The organism is Pseudomonas sp. VD-NE ins (assembly GCF_031882575.1).
Lineage (GTDB): Bacteria > Pseudomonadota > Gammaproteobacteria > Pseudomonadales > Pseudomonadaceae > Aquipseudomonas > Aquipseudomonas fluorescens_BZ.
Map to the genome: position 1 here is coordinate 269,167 of NZ_CP134772.1, position 20,975 is coordinate 290,141.

21 protein-coding genes are annotated in these 20,975 nt (G+C 58.2%); 9 read left to right on the forward strand and 12 right to left on the reverse strand.

Annotated features, from left to right (window positions below):
- Positions 1-26: 26 nt before the first annotated feature.
- Positions 27-827, reverse strand: a complete 801-nt coding sequence (locus RMV17_RS01120; protein WP_311884952.1) for a phosphatase PAP2 family protein — start codon at positions 825-827, stop codon at positions 27-29.
- A gap of 105 nt (positions 828-932) precedes the next feature.
- Between RMV17_RS01120 and hslO the strand changes: the two genes are divergently transcribed.
- Positions 933-1,835 carry an Hsp33 family molecular chaperone HslO gene (hslO, locus tag RMV17_RS01125; RefSeq protein ID WP_311884954.1) on the forward strand — a complete coding sequence of 301 codons (903 nt, stop codon included), beginning with the start codon at positions 933-935 and terminating at the stop codon, positions 1,833-1,835.
- A 181-nt stretch (positions 1,836-2,016) separates the two neighbouring features.
- Positions 2,017-3,558, forward strand: coding sequence for a phosphoenolpyruvate carboxykinase (locus tag RMV17_RS01130; RefSeq protein WP_311884956.1), 1,542 nt, complete (start codon positions 2,017-2,019; stop codon positions 3,556-3,558).
- A 52-nt stretch (positions 3,559-3,610) separates the two neighbouring features.
- Here the strand turns inward: RMV17_RS01130 and RMV17_RS01135 are convergent, their stop codons facing one another.
- The 6 genes from RMV17_RS01135 to RMV17_RS01160 all read right to left on the reverse strand — a co-directional run bounded on the left by RMV17_RS01135 (position 3,611) and on the right by RMV17_RS01160 (position 8,048).
- Positions 3,611-4,876 carry a HipA domain-containing protein gene (locus RMV17_RS01135; RefSeq protein WP_311884958.1) on the reverse strand — a complete coding sequence of 422 codons (1,266 nt, stop codon included), beginning with the start codon at positions 4,874-4,876 and terminating at the stop codon, positions 3,611-3,613.
- The gene (locus RMV17_RS01140) at positions 4,873-5,367 is read right to left on the reverse strand and encodes a helix-turn-helix domain-containing protein (protein ID WP_034151884.1); all 495 of its coding nucleotides are present in this window, start codon (positions 5,365-5,367) and stop codon (positions 4,873-4,875) included. The genes RMV17_RS01135 and RMV17_RS01140 overlap by 4 nt, the downstream gene beginning before the upstream one ends.
- Positions 5,368-5,537: 170 nt before the next feature.
- Complete coding sequence (locus RMV17_RS01145) at positions 5,538-5,699, reverse strand: YhfG family protein (protein WP_230669414.1); 162 nt, start codon at positions 5,697-5,699, stop codon at positions 5,538-5,540.
- Between the two features lie 176 nt (positions 5,700-5,875).
- The gene (locus RMV17_RS01150) at positions 5,876-6,175 is read right to left on the reverse strand and encodes a hypothetical protein (protein ID WP_311884960.1); all 300 of its coding nucleotides are present in this window, start codon (positions 6,173-6,175) and stop codon (positions 5,876-5,878) included.
- Positions 6,176-6,534: 359 nt separating this feature from the next.
- Positions 6,535-7,677, reverse strand: coding sequence for a hypothetical protein (locus RMV17_RS01155; protein WP_034151887.1), 1,143 nt, complete (start codon positions 7,675-7,677; stop codon positions 6,535-6,537).
- Positions 7,678-7,772: 95 nt separating this feature from the next.
- Entirely contained in the window at positions 7,773-8,048 is a 276-nt protein-coding gene (locus tag RMV17_RS01160; protein ID WP_007917948.1) for a hypothetical protein, read from the reverse strand.
- Positions 8,049-8,351: 303 nt separating this feature from the next.
- Here RMV17_RS01160 and RMV17_RS01165 point away from each other — a divergent pair, with 303 nt between their 5' ends.
- From RMV17_RS01165 to RMV17_RS01180, 4 genes are all read left to right on the forward strand, one after another.
- Positions 8,352-8,855: a hypothetical protein gene (locus RMV17_RS01165; protein WP_034151888.1), complete on the forward strand. Its 504-nt coding sequence runs from the start codon at positions 8,352-8,354 to the stop codon at positions 8,853-8,855.
- Positions 8,856-9,035: 180 nt separating this feature from the next.
- Positions 9,036-10,964: an ATP-dependent DNA helicase RecQ gene (locus RMV17_RS01170; protein ID WP_311884965.1), complete on the forward strand. Its 1,929-nt coding sequence runs from the start codon at positions 9,036-9,038 to the stop codon at positions 10,962-10,964.
- 212 nt (positions 10,965-11,176) lie between these two features.
- Positions 11,177-12,403: a 3-hydroxyacyl-CoA dehydrogenase NAD-binding domain-containing protein gene (locus tag RMV17_RS01175; protein ID WP_311884967.1), complete on the forward strand. Its 1,227-nt coding sequence runs from the start codon at positions 11,177-11,179 to the stop codon at positions 12,401-12,403.
- A 236-nt stretch (positions 12,404-12,639) separates the two neighbouring features.
- Positions 12,640-13,065, forward strand: coding sequence for an acyl-CoA thioesterase (locus RMV17_RS01180; protein ID WP_034151891.1), 426 nt, complete (start codon positions 12,640-12,642; stop codon positions 13,063-13,065).
- A 55-nt stretch (positions 13,066-13,120) separates the two neighbouring features.
- Here RMV17_RS01180 and RMV17_RS01185 read toward each other — a convergent pair whose 3' ends face one another.
- From RMV17_RS01185 to RMV17_RS01200, 4 genes are all read right to left on the reverse strand, one after another.
- A complete protein-coding gene (locus RMV17_RS01185; protein WP_108224273.1) occupies positions 13,121-13,603 on the reverse strand; it encodes a glycine zipper domain-containing protein in 483 nt (160 codons plus the stop codon).
- Between the two features lie 290 nt (positions 13,604-13,893).
- Positions 13,894-16,242: an FdhF/YdeP family oxidoreductase gene (locus tag RMV17_RS01190; protein WP_034151893.1), complete on the reverse strand. Its 2,349-nt coding sequence runs from the start codon at positions 16,240-16,242 to the stop codon at positions 13,894-13,896.
- Positions 16,239-17,078: a formate dehydrogenase accessory sulfurtransferase FdhD gene (gene fdhD, locus RMV17_RS01195; protein WP_108224274.1), complete on the reverse strand. Its 840-nt coding sequence runs from the start codon at positions 17,076-17,078 to the stop codon at positions 16,239-16,241. Before fdhD ends, RMV17_RS01190 begins: the two co-directional genes overlap by 4 nt.
- 92 nt (positions 17,079-17,170) lie before the next feature.
- The gene (locus RMV17_RS01200) at positions 17,171-18,058 is read right to left on the reverse strand and encodes a LysR family transcriptional regulator (RefSeq protein ID WP_034151895.1); all 888 of its coding nucleotides are present in this window, start codon (positions 18,056-18,058) and stop codon (positions 17,171-17,173) included.
- Positions 18,059-18,194: 136 nt separating this feature from the next.
- Between RMV17_RS01200 and lysM the strand changes: the two genes are divergently transcribed.
- Positions 18,195-18,635, forward strand: coding sequence for a peptidoglycan-binding protein LysM (lysM, locus tag RMV17_RS01205; protein ID WP_016986405.1), 441 nt, complete (start codon positions 18,195-18,197; stop codon positions 18,633-18,635).
- A gap of 100 nt (positions 18,636-18,735) precedes the next feature.
- Here lysM and yrfG read toward each other — a convergent pair whose 3' ends face one another.
- Complete coding sequence (yrfG, locus tag RMV17_RS01210; protein ID WP_034151896.1) at positions 18,736-19,398, reverse strand: GMP/IMP nucleotidase; 663 nt, start codon at positions 19,396-19,398, stop codon at positions 18,736-18,738.
- An 88-nt stretch (positions 19,399-19,486) separates the two neighbouring features.
- Here yrfG and nudE point away from each other — a divergent pair, with 88 nt between their 5' ends.
- Together nudE and cysQ are read left to right on the forward strand one after the other, a co-directional pair.
- Positions 19,487-20,053: an ADP compounds hydrolase NudE gene (gene nudE / locus RMV17_RS01215; RefSeq protein WP_034151897.1), complete on the forward strand. Its 567-nt coding sequence runs from the start codon at positions 19,487-19,489 to the stop codon at positions 20,051-20,053.
- 11 nt (positions 20,054-20,064) lie between these two features.
- A complete protein-coding gene (cysQ, locus tag RMV17_RS01220) occupies positions 20,065-20,892 on the forward strand; it encodes a 3'(2'),5'-bisphosphate nucleotidase CysQ (RefSeq protein ID WP_311884976.1) in 828 nt (275 codons plus the stop codon).
- The last annotated feature ends 83 nt before the right edge of the window (positions 20,893-20,975 follow it).

A 20,975-nucleotide genomic window follows, 5' to 3' on the forward strand; every position in this document is an offset into this window, starting at 1 on the left:
CAGCACTCGCCAGGCTTTACGCGGTATCAGGCGCTACGCACCACACTCATCCGCGAAACCAGCGGCAACTTGCCCAGCAACGCAAAGATCGGTGCCGTCACCTTCAGCCAGAAGTTCGAGGCGTGATACGCAAACGGCGTGTAGTAACCCCAACCCAATGCCCACACCGCCAGCAATACGCCGCCAATGTAATCGTCCTGACCCCAATGCGCACCGGCTACCAGGCGCGGCAGCATAAACAACAGCGCCAGGCCCCAGATCGTCACAAACTGGCCAACCGTGCGACTGAATACGCCCATGAACAGCGCCCAGATCAGCAATACAGAAGCGTGGTCACCGGGGAAACTCTGGCTCGAGCGATCCTTCAGCTCCCAGGTCTTTTCCAGGTGCGGGAAGTAATCGCTGATATGTACCGCGCCTTCCAGCACCATCGACGGGCTGCTGTGTTGCCAGTCCATGTGGTCGGCGAACTTGGAAAACAGCGTGCGGATCACCACCATCAACAGCAGGATCGAGAAAAAACCGAAAAATGCGCGACGCACATCAATGGCCTTGAACACCCAGTCGCCCTTGATCAGCAGCGTCAGCAAAATCAGCCCGACGACGATGTCGAACGGTCGCAGACTTGCAATTGCCCAGATGTGGAGCCATATCGGGTTGCTGGCCAGCGGTGCATTGAGCGAGCGGAACAGCCACTCGTCGAAAATCACACACAGCGAGTTGCCTGTAGGCCATAACCAGAAAGCCAGTAGTGCTAATGGCACTACGTTGCACAGAACCAGCCGGCCGAGGTTCCACGTTGATTGGAACAAACCCGGATTGTTCATAAAATGCCTCCCATGGCAGAGCAGTCGGCACCAAAAAGAGTGCCAAGAAGCGCAAATTTTCACGCCTTGTAACCATTTTGTCACCACATTCAGATACCCAAAATTATGACCGACCTAGCGGATACCGATTTCACCCAACGTTTCATCTTCGATGACAGCGACACGCGCGGCGAACTGGTTGCGCTTGAACGCAGCTATGCCGAGGTTCTTGCCAAGCACCCGTACCCGGAACCGGTCGCGCAACTGCTGGGCGAATTGATGGCGGCGGCCTCGTTGCTGGTGGGCACCTTGAAGTTCGACGGCTTGCTGATTCTGCAAGCGCGCTCCGAAGGGCCGATTCCGCTGCTGATGATCGAATGCTCCAGCGAGCGCGAAATCCGTGGCCTGGCGCGCTACGACGCCGAGCAGATCGCGCCGGACGCCACCCTTGCCGACCTGATGCCGAACGGCGACCTGACCCTGACCGTCGACCCGACTGTCGGTCAGCGCTACCAGGGCATCGTCGATCTCGACGGCGAAACCCTGTCGGAATGCTTCACCAACTATTTCGTCATGTCGCAACAGGTCGGCACGCGTTTCAAATTGTTCGCTGACGGCCGTCGCGCCCGTGGAATGCTCTTGCAGCAACTGCCGGCCGACCGTCTGAAAGACGAAGAAGAGCGCGCCGACAGCTGGCAGCACATCACCGCGCTGGCCAGCACCCTGACCGCCGATGAGTTGTTGAGCCTGGACAACGAAACCGTGCTGCATCGCCTCTACCATGAAGAGCAGGTTCGCCTGTTCGATGTGCAGAACCTGCGCTTCCGTTGCAGCTGCTCGCGGGAACGCTCGGGCAATGCGTTGGTCAGTCTGGGTCTGGAAGATGCGCAGGCGCTGGTGGAGGAACGAGGTGGCGAAGTCGAGATCGATTGCCAGTTCTGCAACCAGCGTTACCTGTTCGACGCGGCCGATATTGCTCAATTGTTCGCTGGCGCAGGCGTCGACACGCCGTCAGATACCCGGCACTAAAACGGTTCAGCGCAGGTAAATTCACTGCGTAACGACGGAATTTCGCCGTTACGACGGGAGGACCCTACTCTTTTTGGGCTTTTCTGGCATAATCCGGCCCACTTTTTTCGCGGTAGTAGTGCACGACTTTCTACTACAAAACGTTTGGAGCACACTCGGCCACTGGCCGACGGGGAACCTCATGACGCAAGCCAATAACGCCGTGTACACCGATCTGAGTGTTGATGATCTGGTAAAAGAAGCCCTGAACCGCGGTGAGGGCGAGCTTGCCGATACCGGCGCTCTGGTTGTTCGCACTGGTCACCGCACCGGTCGTTCGCCTGTTGACCGTTTCATCGTTGAAGAGCCTTCCACCCAGGCCGCTATCGCCTGGGGCCCGATCAACCGCAAGTTCCCGGCCGACAAGTTCGACGCGCTGTGGGCTCGCGTAGAAGCATTCAACAACGCGCAAGAGCACTTTGTGTCCCACGTGCATGTAGGCGCGGCGGAAGATCACTACCTGGCCGTGAAAATGACCACCCAGACTGCCTGGCAGAATCTGTTCGGTCGTTGCCTCTTCATCAACCCGGCCCAGTACAACCCGGCCGGTCGTGAAGAGTGGCAAGTGCTCAACGTGGCCAACTTCGAGTGCGTGCCTGAGCGTGACGGCACCAACTCCGACGGTTGCGTGATCCTCAACTTCGCACAGAAGAAAGTGCTGATCGCTGGCATGCGTTACGCCGGTGAGATGAAGAAAGCCATGTTCTCCGTGCAGAACTTCCTGCTGCCGGCCGCTGACGTGCTGCCAATGCACTGCGCTGCCAACATCGGCGAAGAAGGCGACGTGACCCTGTTCTTTGGTCTGTCGGGCACCGGTAAAACCACCCTGTCGGCCGACGAAAGCCGTTACCTGATCGGTGACGACGAACACGGCTGGGGCGAAGGCGTGGTGTTCAACATCGAAGGCGGTTGCTATGCCAAGTGCATCGACCTCTCCGAGAAGAACGAGCCGGTCATCTGGAAAGCCATCAAGCACGGCGCCGTGCTGGAAAACGTTGTCATCGACGACGCCAAGCACGCCGACTACGCCGATGTCAGCCTGACCCAGAACAGCCGCGCCGCGTACCCGCTGGAGCACGTTGCCAAGCGTTCCGAGCACAACCTCGGTGGCGAGCCAAACGCGGTGATCTTCCTGACTTGCGACCTGACCGGCGTACTGCCGCCAGTGTCGATCCTCAATGAAGAACAAGCGGCCTACCACTTCCTGTCCGGCTACACCGCTTTGGTGGGCTCGACTGAAATGGGTTCGGGCAGCGGCATCAAGTCGACCTTCTCCACCTGCTTCGGCGCACCGTTCTTCCCGCGTCCGGCTGGCGAATACGCCGAGCTGCTGATCAAGCGCATCCGCGGTTTCGGTTCGAAGGTTTACCTGGTCAACACCGGCTGGACCGGCGGCGGCTACGGCGTCGGCAAACGCTTCAACATCCCGACCACCCGCGCAGTGATCGCAGCGATCCAGAGCGGCGCACTGATCGGTGCAGCCACCGAGCACCTCGACACCATCAACCTCGACGTGCCACTAACCGTACCGGGCGTAGAAACCAACCTGCTCAACCCACGCAACACCTGGGCTGACAAGGCTGCTTACGACGAGGCTGCGAAAGCACTGGCCGGTCTGTTCATCGAGAACTTCAAGAAGTTCGAAGTGAGCGACGCGATCAAGGCTGCTGGGCCGAAGTTGTAAGATCTGTCGTGAATGAAGAAGCCGCCCTTTAGGGCGGCTTTTTTTTGGGTGATTAGAAGATACGAAAAGCAGGCGCCATCCTTTCCTGCTCACTTCTGGACATCCCAAGCGCATTAGCGATCTCCGGCCAAAGACGGATCACGTCTTGAATGCGCTCAATGATGTCTGCTGAATCCTCACGGCTAACCCGAAAATAACCAGCGACTTCCCTCGCTAGCTCTAAGTCCAACGCGTTGTCAGAATCAGTGATGTTCAGCTTCAACCCATCCGCATGTGCCACCGGATTCATGTCGTAGGCTGCCGACAACCGCCATCCCCGACCAGGATCCAGAATAAATCCATGGTTGCGAAGGTGATCGTCGGTGTTGGAAACCAAAATGTTGAAGACAATTCGCGACCAAAGCTCGCGGAGGTCGGTGTTGGGTTCCGAGCCGTGTTCCATGATCACTTCCGCCAACTCTAGATAGCTGGCGCCGGTTGAGGCGTCGTCGCCGTCGACGCGGTTGGTCATGGTCATGGCTGATGCGAAGTGATGTCGGCCGCCGCGCGCGGTTCGGTCGAAACGCTTCACCAGGAAGCAGTGGTGATCGCTTGCGTAGCGTCGGGCCATGCCGGTCGCAACACGCAGACCACAGTTGACCGCCAAAGCGTTTACTACAAATTCCCAACCACCAACATCGTAGTCATCCCTCGTACTTGGGAATTTGGCGATCCACAGTTGACCGAACTCGTCGACGACGCTGGCTTTCGGTCTGGCGCCGCCCAGCGAGCCGCCAGGTGCGATGAGCATTCTTAGCCATTCGCGGCCCTCGGTGGCTGTGTTGTCCCTATCGTTTTCCAGGGCGAGACTTGCCTGCTCTAACGCGCGTAGCTCGACAAAGGGTGGGGCGGCAACGCCGTCGCGGTCGTCGAGGAAGTTGCCTTCGTCATTGAGTTTGTAGCGAAGGGCGCCGACACGGAACAGGTCGTGGACGCCAAGCAGGTAATCGGATTCAAACAACTTGCTGTTGCTGGGAAGCAAGCCGTCGCGAATGTCCCTTTCCAAGCGACGTTTCATCAGCAGTTGGCCCCAACGATCGGGGCTCGAGTCTGCAAAGACGCCAAAGCGGCTCTGATGTTCGCCGGGGAATTGGCGGCCTTCGAAGGGGCCGATGCGCGGGTCTAGAGTTATGGAACTCAACTCGGGATCGGCCAACGCCTTAGGGTCGTACTCAAATTCGAACACGTTGGTGTTGCGTGTTTTCCTTGCGTGTAGAAATCCGAGGCGTCTGGCGCCTTTCAAGGATTCCCAGTCTGCATAAACAGCAATCAGCGTCATTCTTCACCTGTTGGGGGGCCGGCCTTTTTCTTCGTGTTCAAAAGGCTGGAGAGTGAGTGTGTGTTGAATGGAAAGTCAGCCGGAATTTTCGTGGTAGTGGCGGCATCGATAACGTTTGAAGTCCCGGCGTGTTCGGATGCGCCCTTTTTTGCCGCACTGACTGCTCGTACTCGCTGGGTTTTTTTGGCTGCGGATCGTGTTGCAGGCATTAACTGCGCATCCTGCAATTGGCGACCCATTTCATCGGATGCAGCCAGTTTGTTCAGATCCTTTTCCAGCCCCAGCACCTGCATGACCGACAAGTAAGCCCCGATGGTGACGCCTGATCCACCTGACTCCAGATGGCGCAAGGTTGTCAGCGACATGCCTGATCTTTCGGCGACCTGCTTGGCCGTCAATTTGCGGCGTAGGCGAGCCAGCTTCAGTCGTTCACCAAGGTCGACCAACAGCCGAGCAGTGGAGGGCAAAAGCGGCGCTGTTTTCTTGGCCATGTGGCAGTATTCCTTCATTTTTAAACCTTAACTGCCAGAATAATAGCACTTAAGCTGAAGGACGCTGTTTGCCGCAAGATCCCTGAAAAAAAGGTTAAGTGGCATTATTCCATCTGTTTTTGGTTTGTATAGCTAGAATACTGCCACTTAAACGTGAGCGCTTCCTCGAGTCAGCCCGGTTTTTGCCGGTACTTTTCGAGAACCTCCATGCGTGAGGAAAGTGGCTTTTCAGCATCGGCAGGGGTGGTTTCAAAGCCTTCAATACTTAGGCTAGCCAAGTAGTTTGACCGGCGAACCTTGTCGTAATGGGCCTGCTTTTGCTGAAACGTCAAAACGCTCGTGTCAGCATTTGAGTCTGAATCGCGATGATTTTTGCGTAAGATCTCGTCCATTTCGATAACGCTTTCCATCAGCTCATCAAAGAATTTGCTCATGGTTGCTCCCATGTTTAATTACCGTTTTTTTGATCGCTCTCACAGAGTGCATAAGAGCGATACGATCACTCGATTCAGGCTGGAGCCTTCCAGTTGAGCATCCGCTGCTGCGCGACTTGCAGCAGGTCACAGCCATCCTGCGTCAGCAGATAGAGGGCGTGGGTGATGTGGGGGATGTCTTCGACGTCGGCTTGTTTGAAGTTGAGGCAGTAGAGGGTGCGTAGCAGATCGGCGGAGGCGCGCAGGCGCTGGAGGGCGCATTCGAGGATGTCTTGCGGGTTGGCGGCTGTGTCGATGAGTAGAGGCTTGGTATCGGTGAGGTTGGATTCGAGTGGGCGGTAGCGATCAGGGGTAAGCGGGTTCCATGCTTTCATAATGTGTATTCCAGATGTCGTGAAGTGTCATCCCCACCGTGACCAAGCGATGGGAGGCGAACTGTGTTCAGGTTGGTCAACCGGAGGAACACACAATCCGGCACGCTCGAAAGCGTCCCGAACACAGTCACCATGAAGCATGCAGACATTTGAAGTGTCGGCAGCATACAACGGACGTGTTTGTGTGTTCCATCAGGTGACCAAGCCTGAGTCGCTGATTAGGCAGCGACAGCCACGACTATAGATTTGACTTACCAAGCCGCGATAGGCGGCAACGGAGTCTGGGCTTGTAGGAACTGGACGAATAGCGAATAGGCTATTGCTGTAGGTTTTTTCGTCCGCTCACATCCCCAGCGCCATCAACCAATAATCCGATACTCCGCAACGTTTAACAGGCTCGTCGTCAGCCCCGTTGCCGGCGCGTAGATCGAACCCTTCACCGCCGTGAACGGCACGCCTTTGTTGCCTAGCGAAACATAGCGCTCACCTTTATCCAGTTCGGTGAAGTAGGTGTAGGAAATGCTGTGCATCCGCTTGTAGCGCGCTTCGTCGGCGACGATGGCGCCTGTCAGGCGCAGGAGGTCGGCTTCGCTCAGGTTCAGGGTTTTGTTCAGTTGTACGCCCCAGCGCTTGAGGCAGGTTTCGGCGAGGTGGCGGACGATGCGGCCAGGCTCGACCAGCGTTTTCAGGTCGCCGCTGCTGGTGGGCACGCCGCCGCCGGCGGTGGCGTTGCCGGCCATGGTCGCGTGGCGGCCGGCCATCGGGTAGACGCAGGTTTTAGTGTCGGTGGCGGTTTGCGGAATGACGCAGCTGAAACCCTTGGAGCGTTCATCGCGTGCATAGAAGGCGACATATTCTTTGACGTTGACGCCGAGTTTGACGCGCTGATCCTGGAAGTTGCCGATTCCCGGTACTGGATCAAGGGCGAATATATTTACCGGAATATTGTTAAGTTGAGGATCATTTAACATCGCATTGGCCAGCATATGGCAACTTATCCCGCCGCGACTCCAGCCCACCAGATTGACTTGAGTGGGAATGACACCGTCCTTGCGAAATGTCTTGATGATCTGTTCCTGCAACTTCTGTTGGGTCACGCTGCGATCACCGTAGTTATATTTGCGCCAGAACCACGAACCTTCGACCTTTACATCCTCAATAGGAATCCCAGCGGCTTTAAGGCGGTTGTATTCAGTCTCGGTCAGTTGCTCGCGCTGCCAGTCGCATTTGCCTTTGATGATATTGAGGGCATGCTGCACGTTTTCCTCCCAGCCTTTGCCAAACAGCGTGCCGGTAAGGCCGTATTCCTTGGTTTTGGTGAACAGGTCATCGGCTTGCAGGTTGCCGCTGCCGGGCCCGTCGACGACGATCCATTCGGCGAACTCGCGGCCGGTATGGTTGGCAGCCAGTGTGGAAACCAGTTCGCCGTCCCAGAAGTTTTCATGAGCGGTATCGAACTTGTTGGAACCCGTACCGCAAAAAAATATAGTTAGAACTGTCATTGTGTTGCTCTCGTTTAGTTGTAAGAGCAAACAAGTTAATGTTGGTTGTATGTATTAATAAAGCATGGTGTTGTTTCCGCGTTTGTAGTGCGGCTTTAGTTATATGTTGTTTGCGGTGGTTTTTGTTTGGCAACTTCAAGTAAGTCGCAACCATCCTGCACCAACAGATAAAGTGCATTGACGATGTTGGGAATATCTTTCACGTCAGCCTGTTTGAAGCATAAGCAGTAGAGCGTTTCCAGCAAATCACCGGCTGCGCGCAGACGCTGATCGGCGGCATTGATCAGGTCAGTCTGGCTGGAGTGGCTGTCGATAAGCAGTACCGGGTTTTCGCTGTAGCAAGTCTTGAGTGGGCGATAGCGGTTGATCATGGTGAGGCATGTCCTGTTCGAAGGCGCTGGAGCGGGCCGGCAGAGTGTTTGCAGCCGCGCCGGCCACTATAGAAGGGCGTTTCTCTGTGGGACAAGACGGACGCAATGGACAGCATTCGTAGGGGTTTTTCCGTGTTTTGAGGAAATGCCCTACGTGTTTTCGCAGCTTTTTCAAGCCAAAACCCTTAGGCGTAATAATTCCTACGTGATTGTCAGGCGATTCGCGGTAAACCGCTGTATCGTGCGCGCCAGAATCTGTAGGGCGTTTCCAAACGTCTGACACGCGCTTAAAGGGAATTAGGTATGCACTGGCTACGAATGGCCGCAATTTTATTGCTCGGGCTGGGCACTTGCCGTTTGGCGATGGCCTCTGACATTGGCAATGCATGGGTGCTGGATCGTCTCGATCGCACTGATTGGCCGGAGGCAATCATCAGCCAGGCGAGCATGGACACGGCGTCGCGCGGTGAAGTGTTGATGTTCGCCAAAGCTCTGTTGGCCAGCGAAGCACTGGATAAGGAAGGGCTTGAGCAGCGACTCGGCGTGCCCCACGTGCAATTGAAGTCGATTCGCCACGTGCGTGATGGCCTCTGGGAGGGGTTGTTGAGCACCTATCGCAACGCCAGTCAGAACTGTGATGAACAACTGTTCTGCCCGCGTGTGCGCAGCGTCGCTGACCTGCGGCAGTTGGCGGCAGCGTTCACCGGCGATATCAGCCCGGCCCATGCGCTGTGGGCGAGCAAGAGCCAAAATATCCATGAGCAGATGCTGAATGAGCAGTTGCGGGTGGCGGTTTTGCGTCCCTGAATCTGAGGATTCTGGGTTGATCCGAAGGCCCTCTTCGCGAGCAGGCTCGCTCCTACAGGGACCGTGACATTCAAGTAATCGCTGTATCATTCCGAATCGATTTGGCCCCGACCTTTTCTCGACTCGCTGCGATCGCCCGCTAGGCTGTTGGCATGGCAGCAGTCAATGGAGTGACAGCGAATGCACAACACCCTGGAACAGGTTTTTGGTTTTCCACAGTTTCGACCCGGACAAGAGGCTGCGATCAGCGCGGTGCTGGCCGGGCGCTCGGCAGCGGCGATTTTTCCCACCGGTTCCGGCAAGTCGATTTGCTATCAATTGCCGGCGCTGATGCTGCCGCACCTGACTTTGGTGGTCTCGCCGTTGCTGGCGCTGATGCAGGATCAGTTGGCCTTTTTGCTGCGACACGGTATCTCGGCTGGCAGCATCGATTCGGCGCAAAGCCGCGATGACGCCAATGATGTGATGGCCCGTGCCCGTTCGGGTGAATTGAAGATTTTGATGATCTCGGTGGAGCGCTTGAAGAACGAGCGCTTCCGCAACTTTCTGCAGCAGGTGCCGATCTCGTTGCTGGTGGTGGACGAGGCGCATTGCATCTCGGAGTGGGGCCACAATTTCCGGCCCGATTATCTCAAGCTGCCGGACTACCAACGCCAGTTCAACATCCCGCAGACCTTGCTGCTGACGGCGACGGCAACGCCGAAAGTCATCGCTGACATGCAGGCCAAGTTCGCTATCGCCGCTGACGATGTGGTGACCACCGGTTTCTACCGGCCCAATCTCAATCTGCTGGTGGAACCGGTGCGCGGTCAGGACAAACGTCGGCGTCTGGTGGAGTGGATGAGCGAGCGTGCGGGGCAGCCGAGCATCGTCTACGTGACTTTGCAGAAAACCGCCGAGCACATTGCCGAACACCTTGAGCGCAACGGCATTCAGGCTGAGGCGTATCACGCAGGTTTAGCCCACGACAAACGCGAAGCGATTCAGAAACGTTTCATGGTCGGGCAGTCCAATTGCATCGTCGCGACCATCGCATTCGGCATGGGCATCGACAAAAGTGACATCCGCAATGTGGTGCACTTCGACCTGCCCAAATCCATCGAAAACTACAGTCAGGAAATCGGCCGCGCCGGGCGCGACGGACAGCCGTCGGACTGTCTGGTATTGGCCAATCGCGACAGCCTCAACGTGCTGGAAAACTTCGTCTACGGTGATACGCCGGAGCGCGATGGTATTCGCTATGTACTCGACGAGTTGAAAGCTTCGGTGCCGGAAGGGCAGTGGGAGTTTCTGCTCGGGCCATTGGCGGATCAGAGCAACATTCGCGCACTGCCGCTGAAGACCTTATTGGTGCAGTTGGAACTGCGTGGATTGATCGCGCCGCGCTACGCCTATTACGCCGAGTACCGTTTCAAATACCTGCTGGAACCGGAAGCGCTGCTTGAGCGCTTCGAAGGTGAGCGCAGGGATTTTGTCGGCGCGATCATTCAGACCTCGGCTCGTGCGCGCACCTGGGCCACGGTGAATTTCGAGGCGATGTATTCGCAGTATTCCGCCGAGCGCAATCGAGTGGTGAAGGCGCTGGATTACTTTCAGGAAAAGGGCTGGGTCGAACTGGAAAGCAAGCAGATGACCGAGGTCTACAGCCTGCTGAACAGCGATTTTGACAGCGATGCCCTGAGCGCTGAACTGCACGATTATTTCACCCGGCATGAACAGGCCGAAGTGGCGCGCATCCACGCGATGCTTGAAGTGTTCGCCAGCGAACGCTGCCTGGGTTATCGCCTGGCGGAGTATTTCGGTGATCACAATGCACCTCAGCAGTGTGGGCATTGTTCGGTGTGTCACGGCCAGGTTGCGCGGTTGCCGCCACCACCGGAGTTGCCAGCGCTTGTGGATAAAAACTTTGCGGCGCTGTGTGGCGATTTTATCCACAAGCATGAGCAGCACTCCGGGGTCATCCCGACGGCGGAGCGGCTGACGAGGTTTCTGTGCGGGATCAGCGTGCCGTTGTTCACCAAGCTCAAGGCGCGGGCGATTCCCGGATTTTCGGCGTTGGAAGAATACCCCTACGGCGAAGTCCGCAGTTGGGCGCAAGAGCACCTCTGATCCTTGTAGGAGCTGCCCAAGGCTGCGATCTTTTGATGTTGATTTGTTCAAGATCAAAAGATCGCAGCCTTCGGCAGCTCCTACGTTAAGTGTCATCAAGTCTGGGGCTGCATCCATCCGCTGAATGTCGATCATCACGGTAATAAACTTCAAAAAACGTCGTTGGCTGACTATGGTGAGACCAGTCTTTGGATCGCCAACAAGAGAACAACATGAGCCAGACATCCTTCGATATTCAGCAGGCAGCCGTGATCGGTGCGGGCACCATGGGCCGTGGCATTGTCATGTGCCTGGCGAATGCCGGCGTGAGCGTGCAGTGGGTGGATAACAATCCACAGATGCTTGAACAGGCACTCGCCACAGTGGCCGAGACTTATGCACACAACGTGCGGCAGGGGCGGATTGATCAGGCCGAGGCGGATGCGCGTTTGACGCGGGTCAGCGCGGCGGCGGATTACGCGGCGATTCGCAATGTCGATCTGGTGATCGAGGCGGTGTACGAAAATCTTGAGCTGAAGCAGAAGATTTTTCGTGAGCTCGATGGCTTGCTCAAGCCAGAGGCGCTGTTGGCGAGTAATACCTCGGCGCTGGATATCGATGCGATTGCCGCTGCGACCCGGCGCCCGGAGCAAGTGCTGGGCCTGCATTTCTTCAGCCCGGCGCACATCATGAAACTGCTGGAAATCGTGCGCGGTGCGCAGACTTCGCCGGCCGCTCTGGAAGCAGCGCTGGCGCTGGGCAAGCGCATGGGCAAGGTCAGTGTGGTGTCGGGCAACTGTCACGGTTTTATCGGCAACCGCATGCTGCATCCGTATGTACTGGAGGCGCGCAAGATGTTGCTGGAAGGGGCTTATCCACAGCAGGTCGATGCGGCGTTACAGGGTTTCGGTTTTGCCATGGGCCCGTTTCGCATGTACGACGTCGTCGGTATCGATCTGGAATGGCGTGCCCGCGAACTGGCCGGCAAGGGCCAGGATGCGCCAGAGGTTCAGGTGGACAACCGCTTGTGCGAGTTGGGCCGGTTTGGCCAGAAGTCTGGCAACGGTTATTACCATTACGAGCCGGGCAGTCGTCAGGCTGAGCACGATCCTGAGGTCGATGCGCTGGTATTGCAGGTCAGCGAAGGGTTGGGCTTTCAGCGCCGCGAGATTGGTCCGGAGGAGATTCTGGAGCGCAGTTTGCTGGCGTTGGTCAATGAGGGCGCGAAGATTTTGCAGGAAGGTATTGCCGAGTCCGCCCACGATATCGACCTGGTGTATCTGAACGGCTACGGGTTTCCGGCGGAGAAGGGCGGGCCGATGGCCTGGGGCGATCAGCAAGGGCTGGCGGATATTCATCAGCGGCTGTTGGCGCTGGAGACGCGGCAGGGTGATCAGTGGAAGCCGGCGCGGTTGATTGGTGAGTTGGCGGCGCAGGGGAAGGGGTTTGCTCAAATGTGATGTCGCCGCCAGAATCGATCCCCCTCACCCCAGCCCTCCCGAAACGTCGGACCGCCCCCAAAGGGGGCGAGGGGGAAAGGGAGCCGATCTGCGTGGCTTTCAACATGTAAGTTCGACTCGACAGTTCAGGTCGGTGTATTCCGAGAAAACATCTCGGTCAGTCCCCTCTACCTCCGGGAGAGGGCTAGGGTGAGGGCAAGCAGCCTCACTGAAAAAACAAGAGAATCAGCCCAACCATGTCCACCCCTCAACGCGCCGAATACCCCCACTTCCAGCCCATCACCACGCGCTGGCACGACAACGACGCCTACGGTCACGTCAACAACGTCACCTACTACAGCTTCTTCGACACGGCGGTGAACACTTACCTGATTCAGGTCGGCGGTCTGGATATTCATGACGGCGAGGTGGTGGGTTTTGTGGTCAGTTCGGCGTGTGATTACTTTGCCTCGATCGCCTTTCCGGATCTGATCGAAATCGGTCTGCGGGTCGGCAAGTTGGGCAACAGTTCGGTGCAGTACGAATTGGCGGTGTTCAAGGTCGGCGAAAGCGAGGCGTGTGCGGCCGGGCGCTTCGTTCACGTATTCGTCGATCGGGCGAGCAATCAACCTGTATCAATTCCTGCCCGGTTGCGCGAGGCGCTTGAACATCTGGTGGTTTAACCAAGGCAAAAAAAATCGCAGCCCTCGGGCTGCGATTTTTGTTCAAGCATTCGCCTTAACGGTGGCGATAATACTTGTGATGCTTGCGGTGGCCATAGGCATGGCCGCGACCACGGTGGTCGTCGCGGTAGTAGCGACGATCATCATGGCGACGGTCGTAACGACGATCGTCGTCATCGCTCTTGTTACCCATGTAGTTGCCCAGCGCGCCACCGGCGCCGCCACCTGCTGCGGAGCCGATCAGGCTGCCGGTGGTGCCGCCCATGCTGCGACCGACCACGTTACCGCCGGCCGCGCCCAATGCACCACCGATGGCGGCTTCGCCACGACTGCGTTTGTCGGCGCCAACCGCACTACCACCCGCGCCGCCCAGGGCTGCGCCGATAGTGGAACCTGTATTGCCGCCTAAGGACTGACCGACGACCGAGCCAAGAACCCCGCCCAATGCGCCGCCCACACCTGCTTCGGTGGTGCCGCCTGCGCAAGCTAAACCACTGACCAGGCCAAGGGACAACAAGAGAATCGAGGAGAACTTCATAGATGAGCCTCAAAGGGATGACGGCGCCGATCCTGAGGCTGTGTAACAAGCGTGACAATCGAAATCCGACGAATAACACGACTTGTATACAATATTGCAAGTTGCTGTTTTGTATGCGGAACTTAAGCGATTTTCGCCGGTCTTTAGCTACTTCGGACAGGCCGTTTTTGTGAAAAAACGGCCTTTTTTGTGGGCGTTCGAAAGGCAAAAGCGAAAAGATCGCAGCCTTCGGCAGCTCCTACATCGATTCCTGTAGGAGCTGCCGAAGGCTGCGATCTTTTGATCTTGTGTTAAGCCGACTTGGCCATGATCAACCCCGTCTCACTCGCCGCCTCCAAGCGAATCGCAATGAACTTCGACGTCGGCGTATGGCTGCCATCCCCTGTGCTTTCCAGCGGCACCAGCGGATTCACTTCCGGGTAATAAGCGGCTGCCTGCCCGGCCGGAATATCAAACGCCAACAAGGTGAAGCCCTTCACCCGACGCTCACGGCCATCATCCCACAGCGACACGATGTCAGCCTTCTGCCCCGGCCGGAAGCCCAGACGAATGATGTCCGCCTCGTTGGCGAACAACACATCACGCTGGCCCTTGACCCCGCGATAGCGATCGTCGAGACCATAAATCGTGGTGTTGTACTGATCGTGGGAGCGCATCGATTGCAGGATCAGATCCGGCAGTTGCCCGGTGGCGCGGGTGCGTTCGTGCACCAGGTCTTTCGGCAGCATGTTGGCGCGGAAATTGGCCCGGCCCGACGGCGTGTTCCACTTGCGTGCGCCGGCGCTGTTGCCGAGGTAGAAACCGCCCGGGTTCTTGATCTTCTCGTTGAACTCTTTGAAGTTGGGAATGGTGTCGGCGATCAGTTCGCGAATGCGCCCGTAATCGGCCACCAGCCAGTTCCAGTCCACCGGTTTGCTGCCCAGTGTGGCAGCAGCGATACCGGCAATGATCGACGGCTCGGAGCGCATCTGGTTCGACAGCGGCTGCAACTGACCGTTGGAGGCGTGAACCATGCTGAACGAGTCTTCCACGGTGACCGCTTGCGGGCCTTCGGTCTGGATGTCGATGTCGGTCCGACCGAGGCACGGCAGGATCAGCGCGTCTTTACCGTGAGCCAGGTGGCTGCGGTTGAGCTTGGTGCTGATCTGCACGGTCAGGTCGCAATTGCTAAGGGCTTCGAAAGTACGCGGGCTATCCGGCGTGGCTTGGGCGAAGTTGCCGCCCAGACCGATGAAGACCTTGGCGCGACCCTCAGCCATTGCGTGGATCGCTTCAACCACGTTGTGGCCGTTGTGACGCGGCACCTTGAACTGGAAGCGTCGCTCCAGCGAATCAAGGAACGCCACCGGCGGACGCTCGTTGATGCCCATCGTACGGTCGCCCTGCACGTTACTGTGGCCGCGCACCGGGCACAGACCAGCACCGGGTTTACCGATGTTGCCGCGCAGCAGCATCAGGTTGGCGATTTCCTGGATGGTCGGCACCGAATGGCGATGCTGGGTGATGCCCATCGCCCAGCACATGATCACGTTTTTGCCTTTGGCGTACATGCGCGCGGCTTGCTCGATCTCGACAAGAGTCAGGCCGGATTGCTCGACGATCTGTTCCCACGGCGTGTCATCGACCACGCCCAGGTACTCGAGGACGTTGGCGCTGTGGGCGTTGAGGAAGTCGTGATCGAACACAGCAGGTTCGCCAGCCTTCTGCGCATCGCGCTCCCACTGCAGGAGGAACTTGGCCATGCCGCGCAGCAGCGCCATGTCACCGCCCAGTGCTGGACGGAAATACGCGGTGTTGGTCGGCTTGTCGCCGTTGGTGAGCATTTCAATCGGGTGTTGCGGGTGCTGGAAGCGTTCCAGGCCACGCTCTTTCAACGGGTTGATGCACACCACTTGCGCGCCGCGCTTAACCGCTTCACGCAGCGGTTCGAGCATGCGCGGGTGGTTGGTGCCAGGGTTCTGGCCCCAGACGAAAATCGCATCGGCGTGTTCGAAATCGTCGAAAGTCACGGTGCCTTTGCCGACGCCAACGCTCTGCGCCAAGGCGACACCACTGGCCTCGTGGCACATGTTCGAGCAGTCAGGGAAGTTGTTGGTACCGTAGGCGCGCACGAACAGCTGATACAGATACGCCGCCTCGTTGCTGGCGCGACCCGAGGTGTAGAACTCGGCCAGATCCGGGCTCGGCAGGCTTTGCAGGTGCTTGGCGATCAGCGTGTAGGCGTCGTCCCAACTGATCGGCTTGTAGCGATCAGTTTCGGCGTCGTAGACCATCGGCTCGGTCAGGCGGCCCTGATACTCGAGCCAGTAATCGCTCTGCTCCAGCAGCGACGTGACGCTGTGCTTGGCGAAGAACTTGGCATCGACACGACGCTTGGTGGCTTCCCAGTTCACCGCTTTCGCGCCGTTTTCGCAGAACTTGACCATGCCGCTTTCCGGCGAATCGCCCCACGCGCAACCCGGGCAGTCGAAGCCGCCGTTCTGGTTGGTCTTGAGCATCATGCGCAGGTTTTTCAGCGCGTTGTCGCTGGTCAACCAGGCCTGAGCCACACTGATCAGGGCACCCCAGCCGCCGGCGGCACCTTTGTAAGGCTTATAGCGCGGGACAGGTTTCTGGTCGGCTTGATGATGTTGGCTCACGCTTGATTCTCCATCGCGGGGCTATACACCCGCGGCGCACTTTTCTGCGGCAGGTGGATGAGATTGAGGTTGTGTCGACGGGCCCATTGCACGGCAAGGCCCGTTGGCGCGGACAGGCTGACCAGGGTCTGGATGCCGGCGCGCAAGACTTTCTGGATCAATTCGAGGCTGCAACGGCTGGTGACGATCGCCAGTCCGCCTTCTGTGGATATCTTCTGGCGGATCAGCCCGCCAATCAGCTTGTCGAGGGCGTTGTGCCGGCCGATGTCTTCGCGCCCGAGCAACAATTCGCCGCTGGCGTTCATGAACACAGCCGCATGCACCGCGCCGCAATGCTGACCCAAAGGCTGAAACGCGCCGATGCGCTGACGCAAACCGTCCAGCCATGCAATCGGCGGCAACGGCGCGCCGGGCAGGACCTTAAGATCGGGCAGCGCCTGTTCCACCGCTTCAACGCCGCACAACCCGCAACCGCTGGTTCCTGCCATTTGCCGACGCTGCTGCTTGAGGTTCCAGAAGGCACGGTTGGCGATGGTCACTTGCGCGTATTGCGCTGAGCCGGCCCCTGTCAGTTGCAGGTCATAGATGTCGGTAGCATCTTCGATGATGCCGCTGCCGAGGCTGAAGCCGACGATGAAATCTTCAAGGTCGGTCGGCGTCACCAGCATCACCGCCTGGCTGATGCCGTTGTAAGCGATCGCCAACGCAACTTCCTCGGCCAGCGCAGTGCTGGCCGATTCCTCGCGGGGTAAATCGCTGTAACTGTAGGTCTGGCTGGCGGCAGGCGCGGGCGTTTCGAGTGCTGGCGCCGCGCAGGCTGGGCGCTTGGCGTTCATGGCATCACCGACGGTTTGATCAACGTTAAGACTAGGCGCGGCAAGTTGTCGCGTCTAATCGCTAGTGTCGATCTATTGATAGATGCCGTCGATCAAGAGGCTGTTGGTGATTCTCGATACAGCGCGAAACAGGCCTCCGCCAGCGCCGAGCGTGGCGCTCCGCGACGCATGATCAGGCCCAGCGGGGCGAGGGTTTGAGCGTTTTCGATGGGTTGCAGGCGCAGGTGGTCGGTGAGTTTTTCAAGCCCGCCGTCCAGCGGCATGATCGCGCAGCAGAACCCACCGTGTACGGCTTGTAACAATTGATGCACCGCGTCGGTTTGCAGCAACGGTTGCGGAGTCAGGCCGCGGCTGTGGAAGTTGTGGTCGATGGACTGGCGAAAGTGCATGCCGCTGGTGAGCATGCCCAGCGGCAGTTCGATCAGCGATTCCCAGCTCAGCGGCGTGTCGCCGAAGGTAAAGGTGCGCTGGTCGTACAAAAGGCCCATGCGGGTTTCATTGAAGGCTAGTGATTCGAAACGTTCGTGATCCAGACGATCCAGATAGGACACGCCGAGGTCGATACGGTTGTTCGCCAGATGTTCGAGGATCTGCTCAGAACTCAGCGCCGACATTTCGAAACGCAGGTTCGGGTGTGCGGCATGCAGGCGTTGCATCAACGGTAACGGATCGAAACTCGACAGCGGCACCACGCCCAGTCGCAGCGTACCGATGAGGTTGCCGCGACACGCCGCCGCTTCCGCGTGCAATCCGTCATAGGCAGCCATCACCGAACGTGCCCACGCCAGCACGCGTTCACCCGGCGCGGTGAAACCTTCGAAGCGCTGGCCCCGGTTGACCAGCGGCAGGTCGAGTTCTTCTTCGAGGCTGCGCAGGCGCATCGACAGGGTTGGCTGGGTGATGTGGCAACGCGCGGCGGCCTGGCCGAAGTGGCGGGTTTCGTCGAGGGCGATGAGGAATTTCAGCTGCTTGATGTCCATCTTCGCTCCGGGCGCTGGCAGGGGTTGGCGATTCTACCGCTTGCGCGGTGGCAGGGTCATTGGTCGGCTTGGAACCGGGTTTGTCTGCGGTGGTCTAGGCTTGGACGTCTGGAACCCAAATCAAGGAGTGTGCGCTATGAGTCTTTTGAGCTTTGTGAAAGAAGCCGGTGAGAAGCTGATTGATCTGCTGACCCCGGGCAACGCCAATGCCAGTGAGCAGTTGAAGGAACACATCAGCAAGGTCGGTCTGGGCAATCCGAATGTGCAGGCGACAGTGGATGGCGACAAAGTGACCGTCACCGGTGAAGTCGCGAGTCAGGAAGAGAAAGAGAAGATTTTGCTGGCGGTGGGCAATATTGCCGGTGTTGGCAGCGTGGATGATCAGATCACCGTCAGCGGGCCAGTTGTCACTGCCGCACAATTTGTCGTGGTCAAGTCGGGTGACACTCTGAGCGCGATTTCTCTGCGCGTGTACGGGGATGCCAACAAGTATCAGAAAATTTTCGATGCCAACAAACCGATGCTCAAGGATGTGAACAAAATCTATCCGGGGCAGACACTGCGTATTCCTGAGTAACACAAAACCCCTGTAGGAGCTGCCGCAGGCTGCGATCTTTTGACTTTGATTTTTAAAAACCAGATCAAAAGATCGCAGCCTTCGGCAGCTCCTACAAAGATCAAAGACCAGCGATCAGATTGCGGTAATCCTCAACCGCCGCAAACTCAGCCGTGTCCTTTGGCCCCTTGCGGCTGTCCGGCTCTTTCACCGCCAGCAAATGCGCCACACCAAATTCCCGCGCACTGCGCAGAATCGGCAAGGTGTCGTCGATAAACAGACTGCGCGCCGGATCAAAGCCGATGTCCGCCTGCAAGGCATCCCAGAACTGCGGGTTCTCCTTGGGGAAACCGTAATCGTGGGAGCTGATCAACCGTTCGAAATACGGCGCCAGTTCGATCCGCTCCAGCTTCAGCGACAGTGAATCGCGGTGCGCGTTGGTGATCATGATCACCCGTTTGCCGGCGCGTTTGATCGCTTCCAGAAAGGTATCGGCATCTGGGCGCAGGGCGATCAGGTGCGCAGTTTCCAGCTTCAATTCACGCACCGACAACTTCAACTCGGCACTCCAGAAATCCAGGCAATACCACTGCAACTGGCCGGCATGCCGTTCGAACAACGGCTGCAACTCCATCTCGGCCATGGCCCGGCTGACCCCGTGCAGTTCGGCGTAACGCTGGGGCAGGTGTTCCAGCCAGAAGTGATTGTCGAAGTGCAGATCCAGCAGCGTGCCGTCCATGTCGAGCAGAACGGTATCGATGTCGGACCACGGTAATGAAGGCATGGCAACGTCTCGAGCGGTAGAAAGATATCCGACATAAACAATCGGGAAAGCCGCGTTATAGTAGCGCGTTCACGCCAAGGAGCTTTGCATGCGCCAGAAACCCACCGTACTTGCCCGCGAGATCGTCGCCACCAGCCGTCTGTTTTGCGTCGAAGAACTCAAGCTGCGTTTTTCCAACGGCGTGGAACGCACTTACGAGCGTCTGGTCGGCAAAGGTGCGGGCTACGGCGCGGTAATGATCGTGGCGATGCTGGATGCTGAACACGCAGTGCTGGTCGAGGAATATTGCGGCGGTACCGATGAGTATGAACTGTCCTTGCCTAAAGGTTTGATCGAACCGGGCGAAGACGTATTGGCGGCAGCCGAGCGGGAGCTCAAGGAAGAAGCCGGATTTGGCGCGCGACAACTGGAGCATCTGACCGAACTGTCGCTGTCGCCCGGTTACATGAGCCAGAAGATCCAGGTTGTTCTGGCTACCGATTTGTACGAAGAGCGCCTGGAAGGCGACGAGCCCGAACCGATGCGCGTCGATAAGGTGAACCTGCGCGAATTGTCGTCGCTGGCGCTCAATCCCCAGTTTTCCGAAGGCCGTGCATTGGCTGCACTGTATCTGACCCGCGATCTGCTGACCGAGCGCGGGTTCTTTCCAGCATGAGTGAGATATCGATGAAGTTTCCCCACCCGTTGATGGCGCCGGTCGTTGAGCTGGCATTGCAGGCCGGCGAGGCGATTTTGCCGTTCTGGCGCTCCGGCGTTGAAGTCACGGCCAAGTCCGATGACTCGCCCGTGACGGCGGCGGATCTGGCCGCGCATCACCTGATTCTCGCCGGGCTGACGGCGCTGGATCCGGGCATTCCGGTGTTGTCGGAAGAAGACGCCAACATCCCCCAGAGCGTACGCGCCGGCTGGCAGCGCTGGTGGTTGGTGGATCCGCTGGATGGCACCAAGGAGTTCATCAGCGGCAGCGAAGAGTTCACCGTGAATATTGCGCTGATCGAAAACGGTCGCGTGGTTTTTGGCGTGGTGTCGATGCCGACCAATGGTCGTTATTACGTCGGAGGTGCCGGGCTTGGTGCGTGGCGCTGCGACAAGGACGGCACGCCGGTTGCGATTCAGGTGCGTGATGTGCCGGCACCGGGTGAGGCGTTTACCGTGGTGGCCAGCCGTCGGCATTCGAGTCCCGAGCAGGAGCGCTTGCTGGCGGGGTTGAGTGCGAGTCTGGGCGAGTTGCAATTGGCAAACATTGGTAGCTCGCTGAAGTTTTGTCTGCTAGCGGAAGGCGCGGCGGATTGCTATCCGCGACTGGCGCCGACTTCGCAGTGGGACACGGCGGCTGCGCAAGGTGTGCTGGAAGGTGCGGGCGGTGAGGTGTTGGATCTGCGCGGAGAAGCGTTCTGTTATCCGGCGCGGGAATCGCTGTTGAACGAGTTCTTTTTGGCGCTGCCGGCGAAGGCGGCGTGGCGTTCCAGATTGTTGGAGTTGGCGCGGGGTTAAGTGGGCTGATCCGCAATCGCCCTCACCCCAGCCCTCTCCCCCAGGAGAGGGAGCTGACCGCAGGATATTTGAGAGCAACGCCG

Excerpts from the sequence above, each read along its gene's own strand:
- RMV17_RS01120 (WP_311884952.1), bottom strand. The coding sequence starts at position 827 with ATGAACAATCCGGGTTTGTTCCAATCAACGTGGAACCTCGGCCGGCTG.
- hslO (WP_311884954.1), top strand. The coding sequence starts at position 933 with ATGACCGACCTAGCGGATACCGATTTCACCCAACGTTTCATCTTCGAT.
- RMV17_RS01130 (WP_311884956.1), top strand. The coding sequence starts at position 2,017 with ATGACGCAAGCCAATAACGCCGTGTACACCGATCTGAGTGTTGATGAT.
- RMV17_RS01135 (WP_311884958.1), bottom strand. The coding sequence starts at position 4,876 with ATGACGCTGATTGCTGTTTATGCAGACTGGGAATCCTTGAAAGGCGCC.
- RMV17_RS01140 (WP_034151884.1), bottom strand. The coding sequence starts at position 5,367 with ATGGCCAAGAAAACAGCGCCGCTTTTGCCCTCCACTGCTCGGCTGTTG.
- RMV17_RS01150 (WP_311884960.1), bottom strand. The coding sequence starts at position 6,175 with ATGAAAGCATGGAACCCGCTTACCCCTGATCGCTACCGCCCACTCGAA.
- RMV17_RS01155 (WP_034151887.1), bottom strand. The coding sequence starts at position 7,677 with ATGACAGTTCTAACTATATTTTTTTGCGGTACGGGTTCCAACAAGTTC.
- RMV17_RS01160 (WP_007917948.1), bottom strand. The coding sequence starts at position 8,048 with ATGATCAACCGCTATCGCCCACTCAAGACTTGCTACAGCGAAAACCCG.
- RMV17_RS01165 (WP_034151888.1), top strand. The coding sequence starts at position 8,352 with ATGCACTGGCTACGAATGGCCGCAATTTTATTGCTCGGGCTGGGCACT.
- RMV17_RS01170 (WP_311884965.1), top strand. The coding sequence starts at position 9,036 with ATGCACAACACCCTGGAACAGGTTTTTGGTTTTCCACAGTTTCGACCC.
- RMV17_RS01175 (WP_311884967.1), top strand. The coding sequence starts at position 11,177 with ATGAGCCAGACATCCTTCGATATTCAGCAGGCAGCCGTGATCGGTGCG.
- RMV17_RS01180 (WP_034151891.1), top strand. The coding sequence starts at position 12,640 with ATGTCCACCCCTCAACGCGCCGAATACCCCCACTTCCAGCCCATCACC.
- RMV17_RS01185 (WP_108224273.1), bottom strand. The coding sequence starts at position 13,603 with ATGAAGTTCTCCTCGATTCTCTTGTTGTCCCTTGGCCTGGTCAGTGGT.
- fdhD (WP_108224274.1), bottom strand. The coding sequence starts at position 17,078 with ATGAACGCCAAGCGCCCAGCCTGCGCGGCGCCAGCACTCGAAACGCCC.
- RMV17_RS01200 (WP_034151895.1), bottom strand. The coding sequence starts at position 18,058 with ATGGACATCAAGCAGCTGAAATTCCTCATCGCCCTCGACGAAACCCGC.
- lysM (WP_016986405.1), top strand. The coding sequence starts at position 18,195 with ATGAGTCTTTTGAGCTTTGTGAAAGAAGCCGGTGAGAAGCTGATTGAT.
- yrfG (WP_034151896.1), bottom strand. The coding sequence starts at position 19,398 with ATGCCTTCATTACCGTGGTCCGACATCGATACCGTTCTGCTCGACATG.
- nudE (WP_034151897.1), top strand. The coding sequence starts at position 19,487 with ATGCGCCAGAAACCCACCGTACTTGCCCGCGAGATCGTCGCCACCAGC.
- cysQ (WP_311884976.1), top strand. The coding sequence starts at position 20,065 with ATGAAGTTTCCCCACCCGTTGATGGCGCCGGTCGTTGAGCTGGCATTG.